Raw genomic sequence first — 12,839 nt, forward strand, 5'->3', positions numbered from 1 at the left:
AATATAAAATAATTAACTTTGTCGCATGAATTTTCTAAGATTGCTTTTTACAGTCTACTTCATGGCATTATCATTAATGCCATGCATGGATGTTGCAAAAGCGCAATCAAAAAATGAAAATGTATCATATTCCTATATAAAATCTGAGCAAAACGATGCTCATTCAAAAACAGATTCTTGTTCTCCTTTTTGTTATTGTAATTGCTGCAGAATCAGCGTTACTTCGCTCAAAATAAATCCTGTTTTAGAATATCGTAAACAGATAAAAGAGTACTATTCTAAAAAAATTCTTTTCATAAAGAATGACTTTGCATATTTGGTGTACGATCAGATATGGCAACCTCCTAAAATATAATTTTTGTTAATCAGACGGAAGAATTGTCTTTCGTCAAAACAGTTATGGAAACATTGCAATAGCATTGCGTTGTATTCTTACTCATTTTTGTCGCTCGATTTTTAGAACAAATAGTTGTTCCAAAAGGTAGTTGTGACATTCAATAAAAATTATATTCTCATGTTAGATAAAATCATAAGATTTAGCATCAAGAACAAGATTGTCATTGGTATAATGACCTTGTTGTTGATTATTTGGGGAGTTTGGAGCGCAACCAAACTTCCGATCGATGCCACACCCGACATCACCAACAATCAGGTTCAAATAATCACGGTATGTCCTACTTTGGCCGGTCAGGAAGTTGAACAGTTGGTGACATTCCCTATAGAACAGAGTATTGCTAATGTTCCTGATATTGAGGAGACCAGAAGTATTTCACGATTCGGTTTGTCTGTAATCACTGTTGTATTTAAAGAAGAGGTTGACGTTTATTTTGCCCGCCAATTGATCAGTGAAAAGCTGAAGCAGGCTGCTGAAGAAATTCCAAAAGGAATTGGCACACCAGAGTTGGCTCCGGTAAGTACAGGACTTGGGGAAGTATATCAATACATCCTTCATCCAAAGAAAGGAAGTGAGAAAAAATACGATTCCAAAGAACTTCGTACAATGCAGGACTGGATCGTTCGAAGACAGCTTAATGGTACTCCCGGAGTTGCAGAGATTAACAGCTTCGGAGGACAGCTAAAACAATATGAGGTCGCTGTTAACCCTGATCGTCTACGAGCGATGGGAGTTAGTATTTCTGATATTTTTGCAGCTCTTGAAAAAAATAATCAGAACACAGGCGGAGCCTACATTGACAAAAAGCCTAATGCTTATTTTATCCGTGGAATTGGACTTGTGACCTCTCTTGAAGATGTTGGGAATGTTGTAGTTAAAAATGAAACAGGGAGTGTGCCTATATTCATTAAAGATGTTGCTGAGGTTCGTTTGGGAAGTGCGGTTCGATATGGTGCCATGACATTTAATGGTGAGGTGGATGCTGTAGGTGGAGTGGTGATGATGCTTAAAGGTGCTAATAGTAATGAGGTAGTGCAATTAATCAAAGAAAAAATACCAACTATTCAAAAATCTTTACCTACTGATGTGATTATTGAGCCTTATTTAGACAGAACTAATCTAGTTGGCAGAGCTATTGATACTGTCGAGAAAAATCTTATCGAAGGAGCGTTGATAGTGATTTTTGTGCTGGTAGTATTTCTCGGTAATTTACGAGCCGGTCTTATTGTGGCATCTGCCATTCCGTTGTCCTTACTCTTTGCTTTGGGAATGATGAACGTTTTCGGAGTAAGTGCCAACTTAATGAGTTTAGGGGCGATTGATTTTGGATTAATTGTCGACGGAGCTGTTATTATTGTTGAAGCGACTCTTCATCACTTAGGATTGCGGAAAACAACACGTCTTCTTACCCAGTCTGAGATGGATGAAGAGGTATTTCTTTCAGCTTCTAAAATCAGAAGCAGCGCAGCATTTGGGGAGATTATTATTTTGATTGTCTACATTCCTATTTTAACGTTAGTAGGTGTTGAGGGTAAGATGTTTACTCCGATGGCTAAAACTGTAGGTTTTGCAATCTTTGGTGCATTGATATTATCATTGACCTATATTCCAATGATGAGTGCACTTTTTTTATCGAAGAAAATCTCGCATAAAGAAAATTTCTCAGATAAAATGATGAACCGACTCCAAAAAATCTATCAACCTCTACTAGAGAAAGCTTTAAAAGTAAAATATTGGTTAGTAAGTGTTACTGTTGCATTATTTGCAGTTTCATTATTTATATTTGGAAGAATGGGGGGCGAGTTTATCCCTCAACTCCAAGAAGGTGATTTTGCTTTTCACTGTATTCTTCCACAGGGAAGTTCATTAAGTCAGAGTATTGAAACCTCTATGCAGGCCTCCAGGCTGATCAAGCAGTTTGACGAAGTTAAAATGGTTGTAGGGAAGACCGGTGCTGCTGAAGTGCCTACTGATCCAATGCCTCCTGAAGCTACTGATATGATGGTGATCTTAAAACCGCAAAGTGAATGGAAAACAAAAAAATCATATGATGAATTAGCAGATGAGATCTCTGAAAAGCTTGAAGCTATTCCCGGGGTATTTTTCGAAAAAAATCAACCGATCCAGATGCGTTTCAATGAGTTGATGACAGGAATCAGACAAGATGTAGCGGTTAAAATTTTCGGTGAAAATTTAGATTCTTTAGCGATATATGCGGATAAAACAGCAAAAATTATTCAGTCTGTTAATGGTGCGAGTGCTCCACAGATCGAACGTGTTAGTGGTCTTCCGCAAATTAATGTTGAATATGACCGCACAAGAATGGCTAATTACGGGCTGAATATTGAAGACGTAAATACTGCTGTAAGTACTGCTTTTGCAGGTCAGGCTGCAGGTCAGGTATTTGAGAATGAAAGAAGGTTTGATCTGGTGGTTCGTTTGGATAGTTTACATAGAACCAGTATTGATGATGTCAACAATCTGATGGTGTCTACGAAGACAGGAATACAGATCCCGCTTTCACAGGTGTCCAATATCAATTATAAACTTGGCCCCGCACAGATTAGTCGTGAGGCAGGTAAAAGGAGAATCGTCATTGGTTTTAACGTAAAAGGCCGAGATGTAGAAAGTGTAGTAGAAGAAATCCAGCAGAAGCTTAATAAAGAAAAATTACCATCAGGATATTATTATACATATGGCGGACAATTTGAGAATCTTAAAGCTGCCAGTAAACGACTGACCATTGCTGTACCTGTATCATTATTTTTGATCTTTATGCTGTTATATTTTACTTTTGGTTCGCTAAAGCAGGCTGCCTTGATCTTTACGGCAATTCCAATGAGTGCTATCGGCGGTATATTCGCGTTAATGCTTCGCGGTATGCCTTTTAGTATCAGCGCGGGAATTGGGTTTATTGCATTATTTGGTGTAGCGGTACTTAATGGTATTGTGTTGATCGGAACATTTAACGAGTTAGAGAAGGAAGGTGAAACCAATATTTTAAAACGTGTGATGGAAGGAACTAAAACTCGTCTGAGACCTGTTTTAATGACAGCCACAGTCGCATCATTAGGATTTTTACCTATGGCAATTTCAACCGGAGCCGGGGCAGAAGTTCAGAAACCTTTGGCGACCGTTGTAATCGGGGGACTGGTTACAGCAACTTTCTTGACTCTTTTTGTTTTACCGATGTTATACATTATCTTCAGTACTAAACTAAAAATCAAAAAGCCTTCAGGTAATAAGCCACTGACAGCGGTTTTAGTTTTAGGTTTTTTATTCATTGGACAGACCTTTAACGCACAACAAGGTACCCCTGTTACAGTTGAGGAAGCTACGAGCATCGCATTGACCAACAATAATTTAATGCGGTCGAAAGATTTGGATATTAAAGTAACAGAGGCACTGAAACCTACTGCTAAAGAACTTCCAAAAATGAGTTTAGATGCTCAGTTAGGCCAATACAACAGTAAAAAATTCGATCAATCTTTTTCTATATCTCAAAGTATTCCGTTTCCAACATTGTTTAAAGCAAGAAGAGAACTTATCGCTGAACAGATCAAAGGAAAGCAGATCAATAAGGAGATTTCGGTCAACGAACTTGCAAGACAGGTTAGGACCTATTACTATCAGATCGAATATCTGCAATTTAACCAGTCAAAATTAAAAAATCTGGATAGTTTATATCAGGATTTTATAAGAATTGCTACGGTCAGATTTAAATCAGGAGATATTAAAAAGATAGAGATCAATACTGCAGAAACTCAGAAAGGGGAGATCAATTTGTTGTTGAAGCAAAATGAAGTTTATTTGAATAATGCATACAAAAACTTAAAAACCTTATTGAATACTTCGGGAGACATCTCGGTTCCTTATAACACAAATTATGAGCCCCTGAAAGCTAATTATGTATTTGACAGCGCGTCAATAGCGAATCATCCAACAGTAAGGTCTTACTATCAGGAGATGACCATAGCAGAAAAAAATAAAAACGTTGAAAGGTCTCTGGGCCTACCTGATTTCAGTATAGGTTACACCAATCAGTCTTTAATCGGTACCCAGACGATCAATGGTATGGATCGGAATTTTAATGCGGGAAATAGATTTCACGCAGCAACTATTGGCGTTACGATTCCCCTGACTTTCGGTGCTACAAAAGCGAGAATGCAATCTTGGGAGTTCCAAAAGCAAGTAGCGGAATCTAATGCAAAATTACAGCAAAAACAGCTGGAAGCGCAACTGGAAAACGCTTTGAATCAATATCAGCAGGATGTAGAGCAATATAATTATTATATTAATCAGGCTATACCCAATGCTGAGAAAATAGCTAAAGCCGGACAATTGGGATATAAAACAGGAGAAATTTCCTACGTTGAATATCTTTTTGCGCTTCAGACTTCTACCAATATTCAATTAAAGTATCTCGAATCGATTCAACAGGTTAATCAATCTGTTATTACCATTAATTCTATCATAAACAAATAAAATGAAAATTAAATATAATATAGTATCTACGCTGTTAATTTCTTTTTTAGTCTTAAGCTGTGGAAAAAAAGAAGCCTCTGAGGAAACGGAAGTAAAAGCAAAAACCGAACAGGTAGAGGAGGCTCATGAAGAGGCACCGCAAACGATCGCGGCATTAACAGAAGAACAAATGAAAGCAGTCGGAATCTCCTTAGGTAAAATTGAGATGAAAGATCTGACCTCACTTGTTAAAGCCAATGGTGTATTGAGTGTTCCCAACAATAGAAAAGCTACCGTTACCTCTCTGTATGGTGGGGTGATTAAGACATTAAATGTACAGATAGGAGATCATGTGAGGAAAGGGCAGGTAATTGCATCAATCAATAATCCCGAGTATATTCAGCTTCAGGAGCAATATCTTACAGTGAACAGCAGGATCGCGTTTGCTGAACAGGAATATAGAAGGCAACGTGAACTATTTGATAATGATGCCGGAGCAAAAAAGAATCTGCAAAGCTCTGATGCTGAATTAAAAAGTTTAAGAACCCAAAGATCATCACTACAGAGACAGCTCCAGCTTATGGGGATCAGCCCGGGTAAAGTAAGCAATGGTAATCTACGATCTGGGTTGGTTATAACTTCACCGATCAGTGGAACCGTAAGCAGTATCAATGCGCAGATTGGAAGTTATGTTGATGTGGCATCACCAGTTCTTGATATTATTGATAATAGTTCTATCCATTTAGATCTTCAGGTTTTTGAAAAGGATCTACCTAAAATGAAAGTTGGACAAACTGTACAGTTTAAGCTGACCAATAATCCGGAAACTTTGTATAACGCTACCGTATTTAGTATCGGGTCGTCATTCGAAAATGAGAGTAAAACGATCTCTGTACATGCGAGTGTTACAGGAAATAAAGTGGGGTTGATCGATGGGATGAATGTTACCGGAATGGTAAGCCTTGGAAACTCAAGCACCGCTGCCGTTCCTGATGAAGCAATCGTGGAAGCTGACGGTAAATTCTATGTTTTCATACAGACTTCTAAAAAGCCTGAAGAACATGCTGAAGAGGAAGAAGGGGGTGAGAAAGAGGAAGGTACAAAAGAGGCAGCGCATACCAAGAATCAAGGAAAAACATTGAATTTTGAGAAAATAGAAATTGTTAAAGGTTCTTCAGATCTAGGTTATACTGCAATCACTCCAGTGACCAAAATTGCACCTGATACAAACATTGTGGTAAAAGGTGCATTCTTCGTCAATGCTAAATTATCTAATTCAGGAGGGCATGAAGATTAGATTTATTATTACGAAAGCCTTTATATAAAAGTTTCAGCTGTAATAAAAAATAACATTATGCTACGAATCGAATTAAATCGTGAACTACGTATCATAATGTTATATCAAATCTATAAACAAAAGTTATGTTACTAAACAAGAAAATTTCAATCTGGTATTTTATTGATCAAATTAAAAGCCAAATATTACTGATTGTTATACTTGCTGTAGGTATAGGTTTGTTGGATCTGCATCCTATTTTCAAAAAAATATCAATTCCATTAAGCATTCCCGCAATTTTAGGAACTGCTGTATCACTGCTACTTGCATTTAGGACGGCGCAGTCATACGAGAGATGGTGGGAAGCAAGAACCGTTTGGGGTGCTATTGTTAATGATTCCAGGTCTCTTATCCGATTAATTATTCAGTTCATTCCTCAGGATAGTGCGGACGTTAAAATATTTGCAGAAAGACAAATCGTATGGGTCTATGCGTTAGGCGAAGCATTAAGAAAACAGCCTTTTTCCGGTAAAGTAGGGGAGTATTTGAATATGCATCAGATTAACGCTGTTAATATACCCAATGCAATTTTGGATGAACATTCTTATCACTTAAGACAAATAGCCGAAAAAGGATTGGTATCAGATTTCAAGGAGGTTCAGCTTAACGAAGTTCTCATGAGGCTGTGTGACAATATGGGAAAATGTGAAAGATTGAAAAATACGGTATTTCCACGTGCCTATAGTATTTTACTGCATACTCTTATATATGTTTTTGCTTTTATACTCCCTTTCGGATTGGAAGATTCCCAGCTCACCTTGGAAATTATTACAACGATCACTATTCCTCTGCTATTTATAGCCATTGAGAAAACAGCAATCATCATGCAGGATCCTTTCGAGAATACTCCTGTGGATACGCCAATGACATCTATTGCACAAACTATAGAAATCAATATTTTACAGATGATCAAAGAAAATGATATTCCTGTTAAAAAAGAAAATAATACTTACTTCGAAATGTAGAGTCAATCTAGTAAATACATAAAATTATGAGCGACACAAATAAACAGACTGGATCTGCATCAAGCAGACATAAGAAAAATTTACTCATCGTCCTAGCACTAAGTGGTACTTATCTTATTGCTGAAGTCATTGGAGGAATTGCAACAAAAAGTCTTGCATTGCTTGCGGATGCTGCTCACATGCTAACAGATGTTGTCGGTTTACTCCTAGCATTTATTGCAATCAAAATTGGTGAGAGAAAGGCTAGTCCTGAAAAAACATTTGGGTACTATCGCACAGAGATTTTGGCTGCTGTGATTAATGCTGTTGTGCTATTGGGTATCTCATTATTTGTTTTATATGAGGCATTTCAAAGATTTAAAAATCCTCCTGAAGTGCAAAGTGGCTCCATGATGATCGTTGCAGGAATTGGTTTTGTGGTCAATATCATCGGTATCCTTATCATAAGAAAGGACTCCAATGAAAGTCTTAATATGAAAGGTGCTTATTTTGAGGTCTTGTCGGATATGCTGACATCCGTAGGAGTAATGATCGCAGGTGTGATAATGCTGACAACACAATGGTATTACGCAGATCCGATCATTTCTGCGGCAATAGGTCTATTAATCATTCCCAGAACCTTAAAGTTGCTTATGGAAGCGGTTAATGTCTTATTGGAAGGTACACCGAAAGATGTAGATATCAGCAAGCTTCGATCTTCACTGGAAGAACTTTCGGGAATCAAGGAAATCCACGATCTACATGTCTGGTCGCTTACATCAGGCGTTAATGCCATGAGCGCACATGTGATTGCAGATGATAACAAAAATCGCAATGAACTCCTGCAAATATTAATAGATAAAGCAACGACAGATTTTAAAATAACCCATACCACTTTTCAAATCGAATATGAAGGTTATGATGAAACTGAAATACACTTGTAGATGAATGATCAGAATAGATTGAAAATGAAATGAAATCTAAATGATTATTTCTATATCAAATAAAATTGATTTCTAAAGAATTAATGATGTAATCACTTATAAAACTTGTTTATGAAACTAATTAAAATTAAGCGAAGCAGTTATAGCCTGCTCATTAATTTTTTCTTATTATATATAATTTTTTCCTTTGTCCTCAGGATAGGATTTTCTATTGCCAGCCTTCAAAAGGCAGAGATTAGTTTTCTTTCATTGCTGAATGTATTTGCTCTGGGATTTTTATTTGATATAGGGGTAGGGGTGTTTTTTGTGCTACCGTACAGTCTGTACCTGCTTTTATTTCCTCAGAAATATAATAATTCGCTTTTCAATAGAGCTATGACTTTTTTTTGCTTTAATGTAGCTGTGCTTATATTGTTGTTTTCATTTTTTGCTGAAGTAACATTCTGGCAGGAATTTGAAAGCCGGTTTAATTTTATTGCAGTTGATTATCTGGTTTATACCTATGAAGTAATCAATAATATTAATGAATCATATCCTTTGCCATTGCTCATTACAGCCATGTTAATAATGACTTCTTTGGTGTTTTTACTTTTCTATAAAAGGCATTACTTCACAGATAATTTTAAGGGCAGTACACCTTTTTTACAAAGATTCTTTATCTTTTTCGGATTGCTTTTCATTTCAGTCATTTATGCATTTTTTATTGACAACAGTTTAGCAGAGAATAGCGAAAACAGGTATCGGAATGAGCTGTCAAAATCAGGAATCTATTCTTTTTTTTCTGCATATAAAAATAACGAGATCAATTATGAACACTTCTATAAACTCATCGATAATAGGGTGGCGTTTAATATTGTGAGAACTGATCTCCAGGAATCTAACTCAGATTACTTATCAAATGATTTCTCAATCTTACGTAACATTAAGGGAGCTGACTCCTATGAGAAGCCCAATGTTATTATGATCACATTGGAAAGTTTCAGTGCAGACTTTATGAAAACATTTGGCAACAATCAGAATCTGACACCTACGTTGGACTCATTGGCGAATCAAAGCATTTTATTTACCAATATGTATGCTACCGGAACAAGAACCGTGCGAGGAATGGAGGCACTTTCACTTGCCGTTCCGCCTACACCGGGGAATAGTATTGTCCGCAGGAAAGAAAATGATAATCTGAGCACTGTAGGATCGATCTTCAGTCAAAAGGGATATGATACTTCTTTCTTATATGGTGGTGATGGTTATTTTGATAATATGAATAATTATTTCGGTAATAATGGATACACAATTGTAGACCGGAAAAGAAATTCTTTTGTAGGGGAAGATTATCAGTCTCCAAGAATACCAATAGAAGACAAGGAGGTCACTTTTGAAAATGCCTGGGGTATTAGTGATGAAAATCTTTATGATCAGGTGATAAAGCAAGCAGATCAAAAATTTGCAGCGGGGAAACCTTTTTACGATTTTGTAATGAACACTTCCAATCATCGTCCTTATACATATCCTGAAGGAAAGATTGATATTCCCTCGGGATCGGGAAGGGAAGGCGCCGTGAAATACACAGATTATGCGATCGGTCAGTTTTTTAAAAAGATAAAGAATAAATCCTGGTACAAAAATACCATTGTTATAATTGTTGCAGATCATTGTGCCAGCAGTGCGGGCAAGAACGATATCGATGTCGCAAAATACCATATCCCTGCAATGATTGTCAACCTGAACGACAACGAACCATTCAGAATTGAAAAAATGTGCTCTCAGATCGATTTGTATCCAACACTTTTCGCACTTTTAGGTTGGACATATCAGAGTAATCTTTATGGTAAAAATGTTTTAGGCGAAAGCTATATTCCAAGAATATTTGTAAGTACCTATCAGAAACTTGGATATATGGAAAACAACAAATTGGTTATTCTAGGTCCACAGCAAAAAACAGAGACGTATTTGTATGACAAGGAGAAAAATAAACAAAATCCAGAGATGCTGTCTGAACAGTATGTAAAAAAAGCGATAGCAAATTATCAGTCGGCCTACTATCTTTTCAAGAATGAAGGATTAAAACAGAAGCGGATTAAAAAGGGAAATATAACCACAACTAGATAAAGTGATATAAAATGGATCTAAAATTTGAACTTTTACTTGCCGGAAAATTATTATTAGCACTGTTTTTTGGCGCGATAATAGGTTTCGAAAGAGAAACTGCCCATAAAGATGCAGGGGTTCGCACTTTTGGCGTTCTCTGTATGGCTTCTTGCTTATTTGTGGCAGTTGCCTCGCATCTTACAGATGATAAATCTGCAATAGCGAGAATGTTGGCGGCGATACCTGCCGGTTTAGGATTTATCGGAGCTGGACTGGCATTTAAAGATAGTTCCAAAAGCATGCAGGGGCTTACAACATCCACTGCTTTATGGGCTGCATCGGCAATAGGATCTGCCCTTGCACTGAACATGTTTTTGTTATCTTTTTTAGCAACTGTTCTTACCTTGTTCATCTTAAGTATTAACAAATTTGGCTGGTATAAAAAAATTCTAAAAACCGGAAGACAATCAGACCAGGATATATATATAAAGTAACCTAAAAATCATAAAAATAATATTATTATGGAACATAAACACATCTACGACGAAAATGGAAAGCAGCTCTGCTGTACTCCACAGGAAGGCAAAATCTATAAAGATGCTGGAGCCAAAAAATTAGTTGAAGAAGACGGATGCTGCGCTCCAAAGAAGAAAACGGAAGATCATCAACATACAGATGATGATGGACATGATCATGCAGAAACTGATAAAACAGCGTTTCAGATGTTCTTGCCTGCGATTATTTCTTTGGTATTGTTATTAGCAGGCATTGCATTGGACAATTACATTAAGCCTGAATGGTTTAAAGACTGGGTACGTATTGTCTGGTACGGTGTTGCTTATCTACCGGTAGGCCTACCGGTTTTAAAAGAGGCATTTGAAAGTATCAAACAAGGTGATGTGTTTTCAGAATTTTTCCTTATGAGCATTGCAACGATAGGGGCTTTCATTATCGGAGAATTTCCTGAAGGAGTAGCGGTTATGTTGTTCTATGCAGTAGGAGAGGTTTTTCAGACTCTGGCTGTGTCGAGAGCTAAAACCAATATTAAGGCTCTTTTAGATCAACGTCCTGATGAGGTAACGATTATTGAAAATAATCAGCCTAAAAAAATCAAAGCTGCCGAAGCCAAAATCGGGGATACGATTCAGTTAAAATCAGGAGAAAAACTGGCATTGGACGGAGAACTGATCTCCGATTCTGCGTCTTTCAATACCGCAGCGTTAACAGGAGAGAGCAAACCTGATTCTAAAAATAAAGGTGAAACAGTTTTAGCCGGAATGATCAATATGAACAGCGTAGCTTTGATTAAGGTTAATACAGCTTATGAGGATAGCAAACTCAGTAAGATCCTTGAACTGGTACAAAATGCAACAGCTCAAAAAGCTCCGACTGAACTTTTTATCAGAAAATTTGCAAGAATTTACACCCCAATTGTGGTTGCATTAGCTGTTTTGATCTGCTTAGTACCTTATTTCTTTGTTGATGATTATGTTTTCAGAGATTGGTTGTACAGAGCATTGATTTTCTTAGTTATATCTTGTCCGTGTGCATTGGTGATCTCTATCCCGCTTGGCTATTTTGGAGGTATCGGAGCAGCGAGCCGCAATGGTATATTATTTAAAGGAAGCAACTTTTTGGATAAGATCGCTGAGATTCAGAATGTGGTAATGGATAAGACCGGAACTATGACAGAAGGTGTTTTCAAAGTTCAGGACGTTACCATTAAAGAAGGATTTGACAAAGATGAGATTCTCCAATTGGTCAATGTTGTTGAAAGTAAAAGTACCCATCCTGTGGCTACTGCTGTTCACGAGTTTGTAGGAGAGATCAACAATTCGATCAATTTAGAGGATACTGAAGAAATTGCAGGGCATGGGCTTAAAGCGAGAGCTAATGGGAAGGAAATCCTGGTGGGTAATTTTAAACTATTGGATAAATTTAAGATCGGTTATGATGTAGACCCATCCAAAATCGTATATACGGTGATAGCTATCGCATATGATGGAAAATTTGCAGGATTCATTACGATTGCCGACCGAATCAAGGACGATGCAAAGCAAGCAGTTGAAAAACTTCATAGCTTGAATGTAAAAGCGACTATGCTAAGTGGTGACAAGACAACTGTAGTAAAATATGTGGCTGAGCAGATCGGTATTGACAATGCTTTTGGAGACCTGCTTCCGGAAGATAAGGTCAACAAGGTCAAAGAAATCAAAGCAAGAAATGAAAGTGTGGCTTTTGTTGGTGATGGTGTAAATGATGCGCCTGTAGTAGCATTAAGTGATGTTGGAATAGCAATGGGTGGACTTGGCAGCGATGCGACCATCGAAACTGCCGATGTTGTGATCCAGGATGATAAACCATCAAAAATACCTATGGCGATCAATATTGGAAAGAAGACCAAAAGGATCGTCTGGCAGAATATCATTCTTGCCTTTGTTGTAAAAGCCATCGTGCTCGTACTTGGAGCTGGTGGACTGGCTACGATGTGGGAAGCTGTATTTGCTGATGTGGGAGTTGCTTTGATTGCAATACTCAATGCAGTCAGGATTCAAAGAATGAAATTTTAAAAGAGATTATCACAGATAAAAATAGAGCAAATTCTAGTATCCTGTTTCCTTAGGATATTACAATTCTAAGGAAAATTTGCCTCCACTCATATTATTAAGATT

General features: G+C 37.3%; 8 protein-coding genes. All 8 read left to right on the top strand.

Translation table 11 applies throughout. The annotated features are described in order from the left end of the window. The first annotated feature begins 25 nt into the window (after nucleotides 1-25). The 8 genes from FDY99_RS15590 to FDY99_RS15625 all read left to right on the top strand — a co-directional run bounded on the left by FDY99_RS15590 (nucleotide 26) and on the right by FDY99_RS15625 (nucleotide 12,737). Nucleotides 26-355 carry a DUF6660 family protein gene (locus tag FDY99_RS15590; RefSeq protein WP_072410597.1) on the top strand — a complete coding sequence of 110 codons (330 nt, stop codon included), beginning with the start codon at nucleotides 26-28 and terminating at the stop codon, nucleotides 353-355. A gap of 159 nt (nucleotides 356-514) precedes the next feature. Next, entirely contained in the window at nucleotides 515-4,879 is a 4,365-nt protein-coding gene (locus tag FDY99_RS15595; RefSeq protein WP_072410604.1) for a CusA/CzcA family heavy metal efflux RND transporter, read from the top strand. 1 nt (nucleotide 4,880) lies between these two features. Next, a complete protein-coding gene (locus FDY99_RS15600; protein ID WP_028123472.1) occupies nucleotides 4,881-6,155 on the top strand; it encodes an efflux RND transporter periplasmic adaptor subunit in 1,275 nt (424 codons plus the stop codon). A 125-nt stretch (nucleotides 6,156-6,280) separates the two neighbouring features. Beyond that, nucleotides 6,281-7,159, top strand: coding sequence for a bestrophin family protein (locus FDY99_RS15605; protein ID WP_028123473.1), 879 nt, complete (start codon nucleotides 6,281-6,283; stop codon nucleotides 7,157-7,159). Between the two features lie 26 nt (nucleotides 7,160-7,185). Next, a complete protein-coding gene (locus tag FDY99_RS15610) occupies nucleotides 7,186-8,082 on the top strand; it encodes a cation diffusion facilitator family transporter (RefSeq protein ID WP_034975918.1) in 897 nt (298 codons plus the stop codon). Between the two features lie 375 nt (nucleotides 8,083-8,457). Then, complete coding sequence (locus FDY99_RS15615) at nucleotides 8,458-10,188, top strand: LTA synthase family protein (protein ID WP_228388333.1); 1,731 nt, start codon at nucleotides 8,458-8,460, stop codon at nucleotides 10,186-10,188. Nucleotides 10,189-10,199: 11 nt separating this feature from the next. Next, nucleotides 10,200-10,661, top strand: coding sequence for an MgtC/SapB family protein (locus FDY99_RS15620; protein ID WP_034975913.1), 462 nt, complete (start codon nucleotides 10,200-10,202; stop codon nucleotides 10,659-10,661). A 27-nt stretch (nucleotides 10,662-10,688) separates the two neighbouring features. Next, nucleotides 10,689-12,737, top strand: coding sequence for a heavy metal translocating P-type ATPase (locus FDY99_RS15625; RefSeq protein ID WP_040995614.1), 2,049 nt, complete (start codon nucleotides 10,689-10,691; stop codon nucleotides 12,735-12,737). The last annotated feature ends 102 nt before the right edge of the window (nucleotides 12,738-12,839 follow it).

It is taken from the genome of Chryseobacterium mulctrae (assembly GCF_006175945.1).
Classification (GTDB): domain Bacteria; phylum Bacteroidota; class Bacteroidia; order Flavobacteriales; family Weeksellaceae; genus Chryseobacterium; species Chryseobacterium mulctrae.

Bases quoted from the DNA above. Each gene is read 5' to 3' on its own strand.
- FDY99_RS15600 (WP_028123472.1), top strand. From the start codon at position 4,881: ATGAAAATTAAATATAATATAGTATCTACGCTGTTAATTTCTTTTTTA.
- FDY99_RS15590 (WP_072410597.1), top strand. From the start codon at position 26: ATGAATTTTCTAAGATTGCTTTTTACAGTCTACTTCATGGCATTATCA.
- FDY99_RS15610 (WP_034975918.1), top strand. From the start codon at position 7,186: ATGAGCGACACAAATAAACAGACTGGATCTGCATCAAGCAGACATAAG.
- FDY99_RS15625 (WP_040995614.1), top strand. From the start codon at position 10,689: ATGGAACATAAACACATCTACGACGAAAATGGAAAGCAGCTCTGCTGT.
- FDY99_RS15595 (WP_072410604.1), top strand. From the start codon at position 515: ATGTTAGATAAAATCATAAGATTTAGCATCAAGAACAAGATTGTCATT.
- FDY99_RS15620 (WP_034975913.1), top strand. From the start codon at position 10,200: ATGGATCTAAAATTTGAACTTTTACTTGCCGGAAAATTATTATTAGCA.
- FDY99_RS15605 (WP_028123473.1), top strand. From the start codon at position 6,281: ATGTTACTAAACAAGAAAATTTCAATCTGGTATTTTATTGATCAAATT.
- FDY99_RS15615 (WP_228388333.1), top strand. From the start codon at position 8,458: ATGACTTTTTTTTGCTTTAATGTAGCTGTGCTTATATTGTTGTTTTCA.